General features: G+C 70.4%; 13 protein-coding genes, 1 pseudogene and 1 riboswitch. Of the genes and pseudogenes, 11 read left to right on the top strand and 3 right to left on the bottom strand.

The annotated features are described in order from the left end of the window. Nucleotides 1-27 precede the first annotated feature (27 nt). The gene (locus tag OG972_RS11450; protein ID WP_266980703.1) at nucleotides 28-1332 is read right to left on the bottom strand and encodes a citrate synthase; all 1305 of its coding nucleotides are present in this window, start codon (nucleotides 1330-1332) and stop codon (nucleotides 28-30) included. Between the two features lie 112 nt (nucleotides 1333-1444). On the opposite strand from OG972_RS11450, the gene OG972_RS11445 reads away from it, so the two are divergent. Both OG972_RS11445 and OG972_RS11440 read left to right on the top strand, forming a co-directional pair. Beyond that, nucleotides 1445-2605 (top strand): citrate synthase/methylcitrate synthase, encoded by a 1161-nt coding sequence (locus tag OG972_RS11445; RefSeq protein WP_266980701.1) that lies wholly within the window; start codon nucleotides 1445-1447, stop codon nucleotides 2603-2605. Between the two features lie 23 nt (nucleotides 2606-2628). After that, nucleotides 2629-3732, top strand: coding sequence for a GTP-binding protein (locus OG972_RS11440; protein WP_266980699.1), 1104 nt, complete (start codon nucleotides 2629-2631; stop codon nucleotides 3730-3732). A gap of 24 nt (nucleotides 3733-3756) precedes the next feature. Here OG972_RS11440 and OG972_RS11435 read toward each other — a convergent pair whose 3' ends face one another. Then, nucleotides 3757-6207, bottom strand: coding sequence for a DNA topoisomerase (ATP-hydrolyzing) subunit A (locus OG972_RS11435; RefSeq protein ID WP_266980697.1), 2451 nt, complete (start codon nucleotides 6205-6207; stop codon nucleotides 3757-3759). Between the two features lie 379 nt (nucleotides 6208-6586). On the opposite strand from OG972_RS11435, the gene OG972_RS11430 reads away from it, so the two are divergent. From OG972_RS11430 to OG972_RS11415, 4 genes are all read left to right on the top strand, one after another. Further along, nucleotides 6587-7963, top strand: a complete 1377-nt coding sequence (locus tag OG972_RS11430; RefSeq protein ID WP_266980695.1) for a pitrilysin family protein — start codon at nucleotides 6587-6589, stop codon at nucleotides 7961-7963. Nucleotides 7964-7989: 26 nt separating this feature from the next. Continuing rightward, nucleotides 7990-9372: a pitrilysin family protein gene (locus OG972_RS11425; RefSeq protein ID WP_266990418.1), complete on the top strand. Its 1383-nt coding sequence runs from the start codon at nucleotides 7990-7992 to the stop codon at nucleotides 9370-9372. Between the two features lie 208 nt (nucleotides 9373-9580). Beyond that, a riboswitch (cyclic di-AMP (ydaO/yuaA leader) is annotated at nucleotides 9581-9748 on the top strand. Between the two features lie 12 nt (nucleotides 9749-9760). Further along, nucleotides 9761-10567, top strand: coding sequence for a M23 family metallopeptidase (locus tag OG972_RS11420; RefSeq protein ID WP_266980693.1), 807 nt, complete (start codon nucleotides 9761-9763; stop codon nucleotides 10565-10567). A 214-nt stretch (nucleotides 10568-10781) separates the two neighbouring features. Next, nucleotides 10782-11501, top strand: a complete 720-nt coding sequence (locus OG972_RS11415) for a GntR family transcriptional regulator (RefSeq protein ID WP_266980692.1) — start codon at nucleotides 10782-10784, stop codon at nucleotides 11499-11501. 190 nt (nucleotides 11502-11691) lie between these two features. Here OG972_RS11415 and OG972_RS11410 read toward each other — a convergent pair whose 3' ends face one another. Then, complete coding sequence (locus OG972_RS11410) at nucleotides 11692-11973, bottom strand: HPr family phosphocarrier protein (RefSeq protein WP_266980691.1); 282 nt, start codon at nucleotides 11971-11973, stop codon at nucleotides 11692-11694. A 172-nt stretch (nucleotides 11974-12145) separates the two neighbouring features. On the opposite strand from OG972_RS11410, the gene OG972_RS11405 reads away from it, so the two are divergent. The 5 genes and pseudogenes from OG972_RS11405 to OG972_RS11385 form a co-directional block, all read left to right on the top strand. Continuing rightward, nucleotides 12146-15100: a GNAT family N-acetyltransferase gene (locus OG972_RS11405; protein ID WP_266980690.1), complete on the top strand. Its 2955-nt coding sequence runs from the start codon at nucleotides 12146-12148 to the stop codon at nucleotides 15098-15100. 73 nt (nucleotides 15101-15173) lie between these two features. Beyond that, nucleotides 15174-15770 carry a DUF5998 family protein gene (locus OG972_RS11400; RefSeq protein WP_266980688.1) on the top strand — a complete coding sequence of 199 codons (597 nt, stop codon included), beginning with the start codon at nucleotides 15174-15176 and terminating at the stop codon, nucleotides 15768-15770. After that, nucleotides 15770-16957: an alkaline phosphatase family protein gene (locus OG972_RS11395; RefSeq protein WP_266980686.1), complete on the top strand. Its 1188-nt coding sequence runs from the start codon at nucleotides 15770-15772 to the stop codon at nucleotides 16955-16957. The genes OG972_RS11400 and OG972_RS11395 overlap by 1 nt, the downstream gene beginning before the upstream one ends. 53 nt (nucleotides 16958-17010) lie before the next feature. After that, a complete protein-coding gene (locus OG972_RS11390; RefSeq protein ID WP_266980684.1) occupies nucleotides 17011-17661 on the top strand; it encodes a thymidine kinase in 651 nt (216 codons plus the stop codon). Nucleotides 17662-17799: 138 nt separating this feature from the next. Next, nucleotides 17800-17924: pseudogene (locus OG972_RS11385) on the top strand (Ku protein); the annotation flags it as partial. Nucleotides 17925-18059 lie beyond the last annotated feature (135 nt).

Below are 18059 nucleotides of genomic sequence, written 5' to 3'. Positions count from 1 at the left end.
CATGAGCTATCTATTGCGGCCGATCCCCTATGCCGTGGCGGATCCCGGACCGGGCAGCGGCTGAGGGGGGCGAGGGCCGCTGTACTGGCCGCTGGGGCGCATCCGCAGCGGGCGTTCCCCGTACTCCTCCAGCGCATGCGCGATCCAGCCCGCTGTTCGGGACACCGCGAACACCGTCTCACCCGCCTCGGCGGACATGCCGGACGAGACCGAGAGCACGGCGAGCGCCAGGTCGACGTTGGCGTGCAGCGGGGTGTGGCGCGCGGTCGTGGTGACCACGTCGCGCGCCGCGGCCAGCGCGGGCGCCGCCTGCGGGACCTGTGCGAGCAGGGCGAACAGCGTGCGCGCCCGCGGATCTTCGGCGGTGTAGAGCCGGTGCCCGAGTCCCGGCACCCTGCGGCCGGTGCGGAGATGGTCGGCGACCACCGGGGCCGCGCTGCCCCGCTCCAGGACCTCGACGAGCATCCTGTGTGCCAGCCCGCTCGCGGCGCCGTGCAGGGGGCCCTCAAGGACGCCGAGGCCCGCGGAGACCACCGCGTACGGATGGGCATGCGCGGATGCGGCGACGCGGGCGGCCAGCGTCGAGGCAGCCAGATCATGGTCGATCAGCAGGCCGAGAGCCGCGTCCAGCACGGTGAGCGACGCCGCGTCGACCGGGTGGGCGGTGAGTTTCGGCCATAGCCGGTGTGCCAGCCCGGGTGTCTGCGAAGCAGCCTCACGGCCGGTCGTCGTCGGTGCGCCGGCCGCTGTCGGCAGCGCGCCGACCAGGGTGGGAATCAGGCTTCGCGCGCTGCCGAGTACCGCCTCGGGGGAGAGGTCGAAGCGCAGCGGATCCGCGGTGGCCGCGGCCACGACCGCGACCCGCAGCCGGTCCGTGGACCCGCTGTGTGCGGGCAGCGCACCCACCGTGCGGCGCGCCGCGGCCAGGGCCTCGGCAGGCGCGGTGAAGCGCGTGCCTGGCCGGAGCTCACCGGTCCACAGCCATTCGGCGATCTCCTCGTAGGCGTAGTGCGTGGCCAGTTCGGTCGCGTCGACACCGCGGAAGTAGTACCGGTCGCCCTCGATCAGCGTGATGCCGGTGCGGAACACCAGGTCTCCGGTGACGGGGGAGAGTTCCCTGCGTCCGGTGCGCCGGAGCAGAGCATCGACCTCCGCGGCGTCGAACGTACTGCCGCGGCCGCCGGGCGCGCGCCTGCTGCTCAACTGGCCCCGGCTGACATACGCGTACACCGTCTCGGGCTTCACCCCCAGGCGCTCGGCCGTCTCGCGCGTGGTGAGCCGATCCGCGGTCGCCCCGGCCGAACCGTCTCCGGGGGCTGCTTGATCCTTCATGCTGCTCACCGTATCCATATTGATTCAATCAACATTGACACCATTGAAGTCAATCATAGACAGTCAAATCAATATCGATCTGGCTTCAGCAGAGAAATTCGCGGAGGAAGAGATGCCGACCATGACCAACGGCACCCCGCTCGATGTACCCCGCGGCCTCGCGGGTGTCGTCGTCACGGACACCGCTCTCGGTGACGTCCGGGGGCGCGAGGGGTTCTACCACTACCGGCAGTACTCGGCGATCGAACTCGCACGGACCCGCAGCTTCGAGGACGTCTGGTACCTGATGTTCCACGGCGAGCTGCCCGGTCCGGCCGTCCGTGCCGACTTCGCCGCGCGCACTGCCGCCCTGCGGCGGCTGCCTGTGGACGTATGGGACGCCCTGCCCGCCATAGCCCGTGCGGGGGCCGTCTCAGGACCGCTTGCCGGGCTGCGCACCGCCCTGTCGTTGCTCGGCGCCTCCGCCGGATTCCGCCCGGTGTACGACATCGACGGCGAGGGGCGCCGCAGTGACGCGCTGGCCGCCTGCGCCGCCGTACCCACGGTGCTGACCGCACTGCACCGGCTCGGGCAGGGCCTCGAACCGGTCGAACCGCGCGACGATCTGCCGTACGCCGCCAACTACCTCTACATGCTCACCGGGTCCGTGCCGGACCGCGCCCGCGTCAGGGCCGTCGAGCAGTACCTGATCTCCACCGTCGACCACGGCTTCAACGCCTCGACCTTCACCGGCCGGGTCGTCGCCTCCACCGGTGCTGACGTCGCCGCCTGCCTGGTGGCGGCCGTCGGCGCACTCTCCGGACCGCTGCACGGTGGAGCGCCCAGCCGGGCGCTCGACACCCTGGACGCGATCGGTACTCCCGACCGCATCGACGGCTGGATCCGCGAGCGTGTGCTGGCGGGCGAGCGGATCATGGGCTTCGGCCATCCCGTCTACCGCACCGAGGACCCGCGCTCACGCATGCTGCGCGGGATCGCCCAGGGTTTCGGCGGCCCGTTGGTCGACTTCGCCGTCGAGGTGGAACGGCAGGTCGAGGAGATCCTCGCCGAGCTCAAGCCGGGCCGAGAGCTCCACACCAACGTGGAGTTCTACGCCGGGGTCGTCATGGAGCTGTGCGGGCTGCCGCGTGAGATGTTCACGCCGACCTTCTGTGCGGCGCGTGTGGTCGGCTGGAGCGCCAATATCCTGGAGCAGGCGGAGGACTCGAAGATCATCCGCCCGGCGGCCCGCTACATCGGTCCGCCCCCGCCGCAGCCGGTACCGGCGCCCTGAGGTCCCTCCGAGGAAGGCCACCGTTGAGCCCGTCGTCCCCGCACCGCAAGCAGCAGATCCCTGTCATCGTCCTGGCGGGGTTCCTGGGTTCCGGCAAGACGACCCTGCTCAACCACCTGCTCCGGCACCGTGCGGGGAACCGGATCGGCGTGATCGTCAACGACTTCGGTTCGATCGAGATCGACGCCATGACCGTCTCGGGGCAGGTCGGCTCGACTGTTTCACTGGGCAACGGATGTCTGTGCTGCGCCGTCGACGCGAGCGAACTCGACACCTTCCTGGAGACGCTGACCCGCCCCGCCGTCGGCCTCGACGTGATCGTCATCGAGGCGAGCGGACTCGCGGAACCCCAGGAGCTCGTGCGCATGCTGCTGGCCAGCGACAACCCGCAGATCGTGTACGGGGGGCTGGTCGAGCTCGTCGACGCCGCCGAGTTCGACGCAGTCCGGGAGCGCCATCCGGAGATCGACCGGCACCTCGGCGTCGCCGATCTCGTGGTGCTGAACAAGACGGACCGGGTCACGGACGAGGAGCAGGACCGCATTCGGGACGCCGTTGCGGCGACCGGCAGCAGGGCGGCCGTTGTCCCCGCCGCGTACGGACGCATCGACCCGGAGCTGCTCTTCGACCCGGCCCTGCGGCCGGACGGCGAGGAGCGGATGCGTCAGCTCTCCTTCGAGGACCTCCTGCTGGACGAGGAGGGTGTCGAGACGCACGCGGGGCATCTGCACGCCACGTACGAGAGTGTCTCGTTCAGCGCCGATGTGCCCATGGACCCCCGCCGAACGATGGAGTTTCTTGACTCCCGGCCGGAGGGCCTCTACCGGATCAAGGGGTACGTCGACTTCGGCGCGGGAGACCGCGGCAACAAGTACGAGGTGCATGCGGTCGGCCGGTTCCTGCGGTTCACCCCGCAGCCCTGGAAGCGCGGCGAACCGCGCCTCACCCAGCTGGTGCTGATCGGCTCCGGCATCGACCCGGACGCTCTGCACAAGGAACTGGCCGACTGCCGCGAGAGCGCCGAACCGCCGGTGGAAGCCGGGCCGGCGCCGGACATGACGCAGGACGCCGCACATGAGCAGAGCATGTGGGGCGTCCTGCGCTACGTACAACAGCCGGCCGACTGAAACCGACCGACGGAATCCCGTCGGCTACACCGGTCCGGCGATCACCGCGACCGGCTTGGCCAGCGGCGTCCCCGAACCGTCGCGCCGCGGATCCGGCTCCGGCAGTTCGGACGGGGCGCCGTTCTTCTGCGCCGCCCGCGCCGGGATCGGACCCGCCCAGGCGAACACCAGGACGTCCTCCCCCTTGAGGAAGCGCTGACAGCGCACGCCGCCGGTGGCCCGGCCCTTGCGCGGGTACTGGTCGAACGGCGTGAGCTTCGCCGTCAGCACCGAGTCGTCCAGCGTGCCGTGCGAGCCCGCCACCGTGAACACCATCGCGTCCGCCGCCGGGTCCACCGCGCCGAACGAGAGCACCTCGGCGCCCTCCGCCAGCTTCACGCCTGCCATACCGCCCGCCGGCCGGCCCTGCGGCCGTACCTGGGCTGCCGGGTAGCGCAGCAACTGCGCGTCGGACGTGATGAAGACGAGGTCCTCCTCGCCCGTACGCAGTTCGGCGGCGCCGACGATCCGGTCACCGTCCTTGAGGGTGATGACCTCCAGCTCGTCCTTGTTGGCCGGATAGTCCGGCACCACCCGCTTGACGACGCCCTGCAGGGTGCCGATCGCCAGGCCGGGGGAGGACTCGTCGAGCGTGGTGAGGCAGATGACCTCCTCATCGGTCTCCAGCGTAAGGAACTCCGAGACCTGTGCCCCGCCCGAAAGATTCGGCGCGGCATGGGTGTCCGGCAGCTGGGGCAGGTCGATCACCGCGAGTCGCAGCAGCCGCCCTGTCGACGTCACCACGCCGACATCGCCACGCGCCGTTGCCGGCACGGCCGACACGATCGCGTCGTGCTTGGCGCGCTTGGCGTCCTCGGCGACGACGATCGGGTCGCCGGTGGCCGTACGGGCCAGCAGACCGGTCGAGGACAGCAGCACCCGGCATGGGTCGTCCGCGACCTCCAGAGGCACCGAGGCGACCTGCGAACCGGCCGACTCCAGCAGCACCGTACGCCGGTCGGTACCGAACTTCTTCGCGACCGCGGCCAGTTCGGTGGAGACCAGCTTGCGGAGCTCGGCGTCCGATTCGAGGATCGTCGTCAGCTCGTCGATCTCGGCGTTGAGCCGGTCCCGCTCGCTCTCCAGCTCGATCCGGTCGAACCGGGTCAGCCGGCGCAGCGGGGTGTCCAGGATGTACTGCGTCTGGATCTCGCTCAGCGAGAAGTGCTCGATGAGCCGCTCCTTCGCCTGCGCGGAATTGTCGCTGGACCGGATGAGCCGGATGACCTCGTCGATGTCGATCAGTGCGACGAGCAGTCCCTCGACCAGGTGCAGCCGGTCCCGGCGCTTGGTCCGGCGGAACTCGCTGCGGCGCCGCACCACGTCGAAGCGGTGGTCGAGGTAGACCTCGAGGAGCTCCTTGAGACCCAGCGTGAGCGGCTGTCCGTCGACCAGCGCCACATTGTTGATGCCGAAGGACTCCTCCATCGGCGTCAGCTTGTAGAGCTGTTCCAGCACGGCCTCGGGCACGAAGCCGTTCTTGACCTCGATGACCAGGCGCAGACCGTGCTCGCGGTCGGTGAGGTCCTTGACGTCGGCGATGCCCTGGAGCTTCTTCACCGAGACCAGGTCCTTGATCTTGGCGATCACCTTCTCCGGGCCGACGGAGAAGGGAAGTTCGGTGACGACCAGGCCCTTGCGGCGGGCCGTCACGTTCTCCACGGCGACCGTGGCACGGATCTTGAACGTGCCACGCCCGGCCGCGTACGCGTCCTTGATCCCGCCGAGGCCCACGATCCGGCCACCGGTCGGCAGGTCGGGTCCGGGGACGTACCGCATCAGGGTCTCCAGGTCCGCGCCCGGATGCCTGATCAGATGGCGGGCGGCGGCGATGACCTCGCCCAGATTGTGCGGCGGCATATTGGTCGCCATGCCGACCGCGATCCCGGACGAGCCGTTGACCAGGAGGTTCGGATACGCGGCCGGGAGGGCGACCGGCTCCTGCTCCTGGCCGTCGTAATTCGACTGGAAATCGACGGTGTCCTCGTCGATCGACTCCGTCATCAGCGACGTGGCGTCGGCCATCCGGCACTCGGTGTACCGCATGGCGGCGGGTGGGTCGTCGTTGCCGAGCGAGCCGAAGTTGCCGTGCCCGTCGACAAGGGGGAGCCGCATCGAGAATGGCTGCGCCATCCGGACCAGCGCGTCGTAGATCGACGCGTCGCCGTGCGGATGCAGCTTGCCCATGACCTCGCCGACGACGCGGGCGCACTTCACATAGCCGCGGTCGGGGCGCAGCCCCATCTCGTTCATCTGGTACACGATGCGGCGGTGCACCGGCTTCATGCCGTCGCGGGCGTCCGGCAGGGCCCGTGAGTAGATCACCGAGTACGCGTACTCGAGGAAGGAGCCCTGCATTTCGTCGACGACGTCGATGTCGAGGATCTTCTCCTCGAAGTCGTCCGGCGGCGGGGTCTTCGTACTGCGGCGGGCCATCGCTGCTGCGACTCCTTCACAGATCTGTTCGGGCAACCTCTGGTTCTGACGCGGACCATTGTGGACCGCCGCTCTGACAACGCCGACCTCGCCCCGTCCCTAGGCCCTGTCCAGCCGGTCTTCGTGGGCCCATAACGTCCGGCACGGCACCTCGCCGCGTTGTCTTCAGTCGTCCACGTACGTCCAGTACGAGGACGATTCTCCGCCTTGCGATGCACCGCACCATACGCCGCAGGCTGATCCACGAAGATCGACCGGACAGGACCTGGCGCTCTTTCACGCGAACTTCCACGGCACGGGAACTTCGCCAGGTGTCGGTGCGCTTGCTTACAGTGGCAGGTCTCGCAGGAAATCCAGTATCGCGATCGAAGGGACGTACATGCCCATGGGTCACACGGCCACAGCCCAGGCCGGCTCCGGCGGCTTGACAGCGACCGAGCACCGCCTGGCCAACGGCCTGCGCGTGGTGCTCTCCGAGGACCATCTGACCCCGGTCGCCGCGGTGTGCCTCTGGTACGACGTCGGGTCGCGCCACGAGGCCAAGGGGCGCACGGGTCTGGCTCACCTCTTCGAGCACCTGATGTTCCAGGGCTCCGGACAGGTCAAGGGGAACGGACACTTCGAGCTGGTGCAGGGCGCCGGCGGCTCCCTCAACGGGACGACCAGCTTCGAACGCACCAACTACTTCGAGACGATGCCCACGCATCAGCTGGAACTGGCCCTGTGGCTCGAAGCCGACCGGATGGGCTCGCTGCTCGCCGCGCTCGACGACGAGTCCATGGAGAACCAGCGGGACGTCGTCAAGAACGAGCGCCGCCAGCGGTACGACAACGTTCCGTACGGCACGGCGTTCGAGAGGCTGACCGCCCTCGCCTATCCCGAGGGCCACCCGTACCACCACACCCCGATCGGCTCGATGGCCGACCTGGACGCGGCGACGCTCGACGACGCGCGGACCTTCTTCCGTACGTACTACGCACCCAACAACGCGGTGCTGTCGGTCGTCGGCGACATCGACCCCGAGCAGACGCTCGCCTGGATCGAGAAGTACTTCGGCTCCATCCCGTCCCACGACGGCAAGCAGCCGCCGCGCGACGGCACGCTCCCCGAGATCATCGGCGAGCAGCTGCGCGAAGAGGTCCACGAGGAGGTCCCGGCCCGGGCGCTGATGGCCGCCTACCGGCTGCCGCACGACGGCACCAGGGAGTGCGACGCAGCGGATCTCGCGCTGACCGTGCTCGGCGGCGGCGAGTCCTCCCGGCTGCACAACCGCCTGGTCCGCCGCGACCGCACGGCCGTTGCGGCAGGTTTCGGGCTGCTGCGGCTGGCCGGCGCGCCCTCGCTCGGCTGGCTGGACGTGAAGACGTCCGGCGGTGTCGAGGTGGCGCAGATCGAGGCCGCGGTCGACGAGGAGCTGGCCCGGTTCGCCGCCGAGGGCCCCACGTCCGAGGAAATGGAGCGCGCTCAGGCACAGTTGGAGCGCGAGTGGCTGGACCGGCTCGGTACGGTCGCGGGTCGCGCCGACGAACTCTGCCGGTTCGCCGTGCTGTTCGGTGACCCGCAGCTCGCCCTGACCGCCGTCCAGCGGGTCCTCGACGTCACCGCGGAGGAGGTCCAGGCGGCGGCCAGGGCCCAGCTGCGTCCCGACAACCGGGCGGTGCTCGTCTACGAGCCGGTCGAGCCGGCCGAATCCGCCGACGCGGAAGCCGACGAGACGGACGCCGACACCGACGCGCACGAAGGGGCGGACAAGTGACCGACGCTGCCGCGACTGGAGTTTCGATGGAGTACCACCCGCAGCCGACCCCCGGCACGGCCAGGCCCTGGGCCTTTCCCGCGCCCGAGCGCGGCGCCCTGCCCAACGGGCTGACGGTGCTGCGCTGCCACCGTCCCGGCCAGCAGGTCGTCGCGGTCGAGATCTTCCTCGACGCCCCGCTGGACGCCGAGCCCGAGGGCCTCGACGGCGTGGCCACGATCATGGCGCGGGCCCTTTCCGAGGGCACGGACAAGCACTCCGCCGAGGAGTTCGCCGCCGAGCTGGAGCGTTGCGGTGCCACCCTCGACGCGCATGCCGACCATCCCGGCATGCGGGTCTCCCTGGAGGTCCCGGCTTCTCGGCTGGCCAAGGCGCTCGGGCTGATCGCCGAGGCGCTGCGGGCGCCCGCGTTCGCCGACAGCGAGGTCGAGCGACTGGTGAACAACCGGCTCGACGAGATTCCGCACGAGCAGGCCAACCCGGCCCGGCGTGCCGCCAAGCAGCTCTCCAAGGAGCTTTTCCCGGCCACGTCGCGGATGTCGCGCCCGCGCCAGGGCACCGAGGAGACGGTGGAGCGGATCGACTCCGCGGCCGTGCGCGCCTTCTACGAGGCCCATGTCCGGCCGTCCACCGCGACCGCCGTCGTCGTCGGTGACCTCACCGGTATCGACCTGGACGCCCTGCTCGCCGACACCATCGGCGACTGGACCGGGAACACTGTGGAGCCCCGTCCGGTCCCGCCGATCACCGCGGACGACACCGGCCGCGTGGTGATCGTGGACCGGCCGGGCGCCGTGCAGACGCAGTTGCTGATCGGCCGCATCGGCGCCGACCGGCACGACAGCGTGTGGCCGGCCCAGGTCCTCGGCACCTACTGCCTGGGCGGCACGCTCACCTCCCGGCTGGACCGGGTGCTGCGCGAGGAGAAGGGGTACACGTACGGCGTCCGGGCCTTCGGGCAGGTCCTGCGCTCGACGGCCCCGGACTCCGCCTCCGGTGCGACCGGTGCTGCGATGCTGGCGATCAGCGGCTCGGTGGACACGGAGTCCACCGGACCGGCGCTCGACGACCTGTGGAAGGTCCTGCGGACGCTGGCGGCCGAGGGACTGACCGACGCCGAGCGCGAGACCGCCGTGCAGAACCTCGTGGGTGTCGCCCCGCTGAAGTTCGAGACGGCTGCCTCCGTCGCGGGCACGCTCGCCGACCAGGTCGAGCAGCACCTCCCGGACGACTACCAGGCACAGTTGTACGCCCGCCTGGCCGAGACCGGCACGGTCGAGGCGACCGCAGCCGTGGTCAACGCCTTCCCCGTGGACCGGCTGGTCACGATTCTCGTCGGCGACGCCGCGCAGATCGAGGAGCCGGTCAGGGCGTTGGGCATCGGAGAGGTGTCGGTCGTCACCGGCTGATGTGTCAAAGTCCTGCAAAGAGGGACAAAGGGAGACCCCGGCGAGTCGCCTCTCGTCGGGGTTTTCTCTTTTGTCCGATTTGAGGTGAAAGCTTCTTGCTTGCCCTGTGGGATGCGCTACAAAGCGCCCTGTCCGTTTGGTGAATGAAAGTGCCCCCGCCTAGCGTCGGCTCCACTGTCCGTCACTCGTATGCCGCATCCGTGGCGCCGGGCAGTGATCGCCGAGTCCCCGTCAGGCGCGAGCCTGGGGAGCCGGGGACCCACACAGTCCCTGGGGTGAATCGGATGCCGCGACCTCCTGTGGGGCCGGGGATCCGTAGGAGACCTTCCTGCTCCGAACCCGTCAGCTAACCCGGTAGGCGAGAAGGAAGGAAAGGACCAGCTACTTCATGGCGTTCACCCGCCCCACCGGGAAGCACCGTGCCCCGAGCCGCCTGAAGCGCAGGAGCGCGCGCATCGCCGGAGTCGCGACGCTGGCGACCACCGGCGTCATCGGCGGACTGGCCTCTCCGGCCCTCGCCACGGATGCCGAGGCCCCCTCCGTCAGTGAGACCGGTCTGACCCAGATCATCGCCATCGAGGGTGCCCTCGCCGACCAGGTGGCCACCCAGGCCGACGTGCAGAAGCGCCAGGCCGACGTCGCCGCGAAGGCTGCCGCGGCAGCCAAGGCCAAGGCGAAGGCCGAAGCGAAGGCCGAAGCGGCGGCGAAGGCCAAGGCCGAGGCCCGCGCCAAGGCGGCCCGTGACGCGAAGGCCCGCGCCGCCCGTTCCGCCGAGCGCACCCGCCTGGGCTCCTTCCAACTCCCGGTCGCCGGTTCGTACGTCACCACCGGCTACAAGTCGAGCGGTTCCCTCTGGTCCTCCGGCAGGCACTCGGGCATCGACTTCCACGCCGCCTCCGGCAGCTCCGTCGTCGCCGTCGGTGCCGGCACGGTCGTCGAGGCGGGCTGGGGCGGCGCATACGGCAACAACATCGTGCTGCGGATGACGGACGGCACGTACACCCAGTACGGTCACCTCTCCTCGATCGGCGTCTCCGTCGGCCAGAGCGTCGGCGCGGGCCAGCAGATCGGCCTCTCCGGCTCGACCGGCAACTCCACCGGACCGCACCTCCACTTCGAGGCCCGCACCACGCCTTCGTACGGCTCCGACATGGACCCCGTGGCGTACCTGCGCGCCCATGGCGTGAACGTCTGACCGACGTCCCGTCCGCAACACCCCGAAGGCCCCGGTTTCCCGCCGGGGCCTTCGTCGTGTCCGCCCCTGCCGAACCGCCCCGCGGAACCGGTCCCGGGCCAAAAGATATTCACGGTTTTCGGCCCGGCGTCGGAAATGCAGTCGCATTGCAATAGAGTCACAGAACAGGCGTCGATCGGCCGCGTTTCGCGGGGATTAAGGCGGAGGTTCGGACATGCGCATTCCGGCGCAATCGGTATGCACGGCAATCCGTGACGACATCGTCTCCGGTGTCTTCGAACGCGGCAGCAGACTCACCGAGGAGCTGCTCGCGCGTCGTTACGGGGTCTCCCGTGTCCCGGTGCGGGAAGCGCTGCGCACCCTGGAGTCCGAGGGCTTCGTGGTCACGCGCCGACATGCGGGTGCCTGCGTCGCCGAGCCCACCGAACAGGAGGCCGCCGACCTTCTGGAGGTACGGATGCTGCTGGAGCCGCTGGGTGCGGCCCGTGCCGCGCAACGCCGCACCGAGGCGCACCTCAAGGTGCTCCGCGGCCTGGTCAGGCTGGGTCAGGAGAGAGCACGACGGGGCGAGGGGGAGGATCTGCGCTCCCTGGGCGGCTGGTTCCACGAGACGCTCGCCCAGGCGTCCGGCAGTCCCGGGCTCATCGCGCTGCTCACCCAGCTACGGCACAAGATCGCCTGGATGTACGCGGTCGAGCAGTCGGCCCGCCCCGCCGATTCCTGGGCCGAGCACGGAGCCATCGTGGACGCCGTGGCGCGCGGGGACGCGGAACGGGCCAGGTCGCTGGCCGCCCAGCACGCCGAGCGGGCCACCGCCGCGCACCGGCTGCGCCGCGCGGGTGGTGCCCTGGGCCGTGATGCCCGCGCACCCCGCTCCGGCGGCCGGGTGAGGACTTCGCAACATGCCGTAAACACCGCGAGCGGCCGGCATTAACACATGCGCCGTATACAAAGAGAAGTAAATGCGCGGGGCTTTCTTTGGGCTGCCCGAATTCGCTCCGAATGTATTGTCGGTATCCGAAAACGAAGGAGCCGCGGCCCCGGTTGGGGTGCCGCGGATCCGCCACAGAAATAGACCCGACAGGAATCGGCCGGAAAGGCTTCCCCTGATCGGAACCCTGGAATCAGACGGTCTCCGGGAGCTCCTCGAGCCCCTCGGTGACCAGCTTCGCCAGACGGTCGAGCGCGGCTTCCGCGTTGTCCGCCTCGGAGGCGAGCACGATCTCCTCGCCGCCGTGCGCGCCGAGACCGAGCACCGCGAGCATGGAGGCGGCGTTCACCGGGGTGCCGTCGGACTTGGCGATCGTCACGGGGACGCCGGAAGCCGTGGCGGCACGGACGAAGATGGAAGCGGGGCGGGCGTGCAGGCCTTCGGCCCAACCGACATTGACGCGGCGCTCAGCCATGGTTCTGCCCTTCACGAATCAATGGTTGTCTAGACCAGTCTCTCACGCAGTGCGCTGTGCTCCCGCCGACCCGCAACCCGCCCCCAGCCCGTGCCGCACGGCCGATCGGAGCTCTCAGAGTGCCCCGGCTCCAGGCCCTACGCGACCGCTGACCGCGCCGTAGGCTTTGCCCATGCAGCCCACGCCGGAGCAGAGTCCGCACCACGCGTACCCCGACCACTGGGAAGCGGATGTGGTGCTCCGCGACGGCGGGACGGCCCGCATCAGGCCCATCACCACGGACGATGCCGAGCGCCTGGTCAGCTTCTACGAGCAGGTCTCGGACGAGTCGAAGTACTACCGGTTCTTCGCTCCCTACCCCCGTCTGTCCGCCAAGGACGTCCACCGCTTCACCCATCACGACTACGTCGACCGGGTGGGGCTCGCCGTCACGGTCGGCGGCGAGTTCATCGCGACCGTCCGCTACGACCGGATCGACGCGACCGGCCGGCCGGCCTCCGCCCCCGCCGACGAGGCCGAGGTCGCCTTTCTCGTCCAGGACGCGCACCAGGGCCGCGGCGTGGCATCGGCGCTACTCGAACACATCGCCGCAGTGGCGCGTGAGCGCGGCATCCGGCGCTTCGCGGCCGAGGTGCTGCCCGCCAACAACAAGATGATCAAGGTGTTCCGCGACGCCGGGTACACCCAGCAGCGCAGCTTCGAGGACGGCGCCGTCCATCTCACCCTCGACCTCGAGCCGACCGCCGAGTCCCTCGCCGTCCAGCGCGCCCGCGAGCAGCGGGCGGAGGCGCGGTCGGTGCAGCGGCTGATCACACCCGGGTCCGTCGCCGTCATCGGCACCGGTCGTACCCCCGGCGGGGTCGGCCGCACGGTTCTGCGCAACCTCCTCGGTGCGGGCTTCACCGGCCGTGCGTACGCCGTGAACAGCTCGTTCGACGCCGACCAGGGAACGATCGACGGCGTCCCCGCACACCGCTCCATCGGCGAGATCGGCGAACCGGTGGACCTCGCGGTCGTCGCCGTGCCCGCGGACCGGGTCCCGGAGGCCGTCGCCGACTGCGGCGAACACGGCGTCCAGGGCCTCGTCGTCCTCTCTGCCGGATATGCCGAATGGGGTGCCGAAGGCAGGGAAAGGCAGCGTGAACTGGTCCGCCAGGCCCGCTCGTACGGCATGCGCATCATCGGCCCGAACGCTTTCGGGATCATCAACAACGCGGACGGCATACGGCTGAACGCCTCCCTCGCCCCCGAGCCGCCCGCCCCGGGGCGCATCGGTCTGTTCACGCAGTCGGGCGCGATCGGCATCGCCCTGCTCTCCGGGCTCTACCGGCGCGGCGCGGGCCTGTCGACGTTCATCTCCGCGGGCAACCGCGCCGACATCTCGGGCAACGACTTCCTTCAGTACTGGTACGAGGACCCGAACACCGACGTCGCCCTGCTCTACCTCGAATCCCTCGGCAACCCGCGGAAGTTCACCCGCCTCGCGCGGCGCACCGCAGCGGTGAAGCCGGTCGTCGTGGTGAAGGGGGCCCGGCACAGCGGCAGCACCCCGCCCGGTCATGCGGTGCCGATCAGCCGGATCCCGGACGCGACGGTCTCCGCGCTCATGCGGCAGGCGGGCGTGATCCGCGTCGACACGGTGACGGAGATGGTCGACGCGGGTCTGCTCCTCGCCGACCAGCCGCTCCCGGCGGGTCCCCGGGTCGCGATCCTGGGCAACTCCGAGTCCCTGGGCCTCCTCACGTACGACGCCTGCCTGGCCGAGGGGCTGCGCCCGCGCCCGCCCCGCGACCTCACCACCGCGGCCACTCCGCAGGACTTCCGGGATGCGCTGGCGGAGGCACTCGCCGACCGGAGCTGCGACGCGGTGATCGTGACGGCGATTCCGTGGGTCGGGGAGAACGGCCAGGCGGAAAAGGGTGACGGCGAGGTCCTGGCCGCCGCGTTGCGCACGGCGGCGGCCACGGGGGCGGCCAAGCCGGTGGCCGTGGTCCACGTGGAGATCGGCGGCCTGGCGGAGGCGCTCGCGGCCGCCAGCAGCACGGTCGCGGCGCCGCGGGTGGCCGCGACGGCTGCCCCGGGTGCTTCGGCCGCGGCGGACGGCAAGGGCACCTCGAGAGCCACGGGCACCACAGGCGCTTCAGCCACGCCGGGCATCACCCGCACCCCAGCCACCTCAGCTCCGCCGAATCCCCCGGCTCAGCCCCATGCCCCTGGCTCCGGTGTCCCCACGCCGTCTGCTCCCTCCACCGGCCGCATCCCCGCCTACCCCGCCGCCGAGCGTGCTGTCCGTGCCCTCGCCGAGGCGGTGAAGTATGCGCAGTGGCGGCGGCAGGCCGCTGTGCCCGGCAAGGTGCCCGAGTTCCTCGACGACACCATCGACGAGGCCGGCGCCGCCGACCGTATCGATGCCCTCCTCGGGCCCGACCCCGATCCCCGGGGCCGTCAGCTCAGCCACGACGAGGCGCGCGAACTCCTCGGTTGCTACGGCATCTCCGTACGGCCGACGCTCCCCGCCCCCGACCCGGACGCCGCCGTCGCCGCGGCTGCTCGGCTCGGCTATCCGGTGGCGCTCAAGACCACCGCACCTCATCTGCGCCACCGCGCCGACCTCGGTGGCGTCCGGCTCGACGTCGCCAACGAGACCGCGCTGCGCCGGGCGTACGGCGAGCTGACCGACCTGCTCGGCAAGCCCGCCGAGTTGCAGCCGGTCGTCCAGTCCATGGCACCACGCGGCGTGGACACCGTCGTACGGGCCACGATCGACCCGGCGGCGGGCGCCGTCCTCTCCTTCGGTCTCGCGGGAGCGCCCTCCGAACTCCTCGGGGACACCGCCCACCGCCTCGTGCCGGCCACCGACCGCGACGCCGCCGAACTGATCCGGTCCATCCGGGCGGCCCCGGTCCTCTTCGGCTGGCGGGGCGCGGCGCCCGTCGACACCGCGGCGCTCGAGGAACTGCTGTTGAGGGTGTCCCGGCTGGTCGACGACCACCCCGAGGTGGTCTCCGTCGCACTGGAACCGGTCGTGGTCGCCACACAGGGACTGACCGTTCTCGGCGCTGCCCTCCGGCTGTCGCCGCCACCGGCCCGTACCGACCTCGGCCCCCGTCGCCTGCCCAACTACTGAATCCACGGCCATTCGCCGCGGGCACTGTCCACAGCGTCCCCGGCAGTCATCCACCCCCCGTAGGATGGTCCGTATGGCGAAGACCGGTACGACGACCCAGGGGCTGCGCGCGGCGATCGAGCGCAGCGGCTACTACCCGGCCCTTGTGGCCGAGGCGGTGGAGGCCGCCGTCGGCGGTGAGCCGGTCGCTTCGTACCTGGTGCACCAGGAGACGACCTTCGATTCCAACGAGGTGCGCAGGCACGTCACGGTCCTGGTCCTGACGGACAACCGTTTCATCGTCAGCCACACCGACGAGCAGAACGCGGACACCAGTTCCCCGTCGCCGTACGCCACCACCTCCACCGAGTCCGTCAAGCTGGACCGGATCTCGTCGGTGGTGGTCAGCCGCGTCGTGGCCGACCCGGAGAAGTATGTCCCGGGCACACTGCCCCGCGAGGTCGTCCTGACCATCGGCTGGGGCGCGGTTTCCCGCATCGACCTGGAGCCCGCCGCCTGCGGCGACCCCGACTGCGAGGCGGACCACGGCTACACCGGCAGCTCCACCGCCGACGACCTGAGCCTGCGCGTCAGCGAGGCCGGTGACGGCCCGGACACGGTGCGGCAGACCCTTGCCTTCGCCCAGTCCCTCTCCGAGGCGACGGCCGCGACCGCGGCCAACGGCCGCTGATGGCCCAGCCGGCCTGGCAGGACCCCGTTCTGCTCCCTCTCGACACCGCCCCCGTTCCCGCGTACGGCAGCGGATCGCTTGCCGATCTGCTGCCGACGCTCGTCGCCGGACAGGGTGTGCCCGGCTTCACGGCGGCGATCCCGGAGCTCACCCCCGCGGACCGGAACTGCGTCTTCCTGATCGACGGACTCGGCTGGGAGCAGATCAAGGCCCATCCGGACGAGGCGCCGTATCTGCACTCCCTGCTCCCCACCTCTCGCGGGGGCACGGGCCGTCCCCTCACGGCGGGCTTCCCGGCCACCACCGCGACCTCGCTCGCCTCGGTCGGTACGGGGATGCCGCCCGGCGCACACGGTCTTCCCGGCTACACCGCCCGCAATCCGGAGACCGGCGAGCTGATGAACCAGCTCCGCTGGAAGCCCTGGACCTCGCCGGCGGTCTGGCAGCCGTACCCCACCGTCTTCCGGCTCGCCGACGAGGCCGGTGTGGCGACCGCGCAGGTCTCCGCCCCGACTTTCCAGCACACCCCGCTCACCGAGGTCGCGCTGAGCGGCGGCACGTTCCACGGCAGGCTCTCCGGCGAGGAGCGGATGGACCTGGCCGCGGACCGGCTCGCCGCCGGTGACCGGTCGCTCGTCTACACGTACTACAGCGAGGTCGACGGCAAGGGGCATCGGTTCGGCGTCGACTCCGACGCCTGGCGCGGCCAGCTGATGTACGTCGACGGTCTCGTGCAGCGCCTCGCCGAGCAGCTCCCGCCCCGCTCGGCGCTGTACATCACCGCCGACCACGGCATGATCGACATCCCGTTCGACGAACAGTCCCGGATCGACTTCGACGAGGACTGGGAGCTGCGCGCGGGCGTCGCCCTGCTCGGCGGCGAGGGCCGGGCCCGCCATGTGTACGCCGTCCCCGGCGCCGAGGCCGATGTGCTGACTGTCTGGCAGGAAGTGCTCGGCGAGCAGTTCTGGGTGGCGAGCAGGGACGAGGCGATCGCGGCCGGCTGGTTCGGTCCGAAGGTAGACGAGCGGGTGTACGGCAGGATCGGCGACGTGGTGGCGGCCGCGCGCGACGACGTGGTGGTCACCGCGTCCGTCCAGGAGCCGCACGAATCGGCGATGGTGGGCATGCACGGCTCGATGACCCCCGTCGAGCAACTCGTCCCGCTCCTCGAAGTACGCTCGTAACCCGTTTTTCTCCCTTTCCTGCCCTCGCTGAACCGAAAGGTGTTCACCCCCTCATGCCCGAGCTTGTGTTCTTCTCCGGAACGATGGACTGCGGAAAGAGCACGCTGGCGCTGCAGATCGGCCACAACCGGTCGGCCAGAGGCCTGCAAGGCGTGATCTTCACTCGGGACGACCGCGCGGGCGAGGGGAAGCTCTCCTCGCGACTCGGCCTGGTGACGGAGGCGGTCGAGGCTGCCCGGGGCATGGATCTGTACGGCCACCTGGTGGGTCAGATGTCGAAGGGCGACAAGGTCGACTACGTCATCGTGGACGAGGCGCAGTTCCTCGCTCCCGAGCAGATCGACCAGCTGGCGAGGGTCGTGGACGAACTGGGCCTGGACGTGTTCGCCTTCGGCATCACCACGGATTTCCGCACCAAACTCTTCCCGGGCTCACAGCGGCTGATCGAGCTGGCGGACAGGATAGAGACGCTCCAGGTCGAGGCCATGTGCTGGTGCGGCGCCCGCGCCACCCACAACGCCCGCACGGTGGGAGGCGAGATGGTCGTCGAGGGTGAGCAGGTCGTCGTCGGCGACGTCGACCGACCGGCCGAGGAGATCGGCTACGAGGTCCTCTGCCGGCGCCACCACCGCCGCCGCATGACCAGCGCTGCAGCCCGTGCCGGTGCGCTGTCGCCCGATGTCCTGCCGGTCATTCCCGTATAACTGTCTTGCTCCTCACCCGCTGCTACAACCGGTTCGCCTTGCCCACCGGAGTTGCGGAACGCCTGGCTGAACGGATACCCGGGTGTCTGCAGGCGCTTTCCGTGCCGTTCCACAACCTCGGCGTCCTCATGGCCGCGAATCGACGGCGAGGTCGTGCCGCAGGAGGAGATCGGCAAGGGCTACGAACTCACCGGGACGAGACTGTGCCCGTCACCGACGAGGAGCTCGATGAGATGCCGCTACCGACTGCAAAGGCGATCGAGCAGGAGGGGAAGGTGGGGATGTCCGGCAGGTCATTCGACGCGCGGGCGAGGCAGGCGAGGAACGGACCTTCAGTGGCCGGGCCGTGGTGAAGCCGCGTCGCGTGAGTGCGGCAGCCAGGTGTGGCTCGGACTCGG

The organism is Streptomyces sp. NBC_01669 (genome assembly GCF_026339735.1).
GTDB lineage: Bacteria > Actinomycetota > Actinomycetes > Streptomycetales > Streptomycetaceae > Streptomyces > Streptomyces yanii.
The sequence above is the reverse complement of the archived record's forward strand: the minus strand, read 5'-3'. Positions and strand labels throughout refer to the sequence as shown.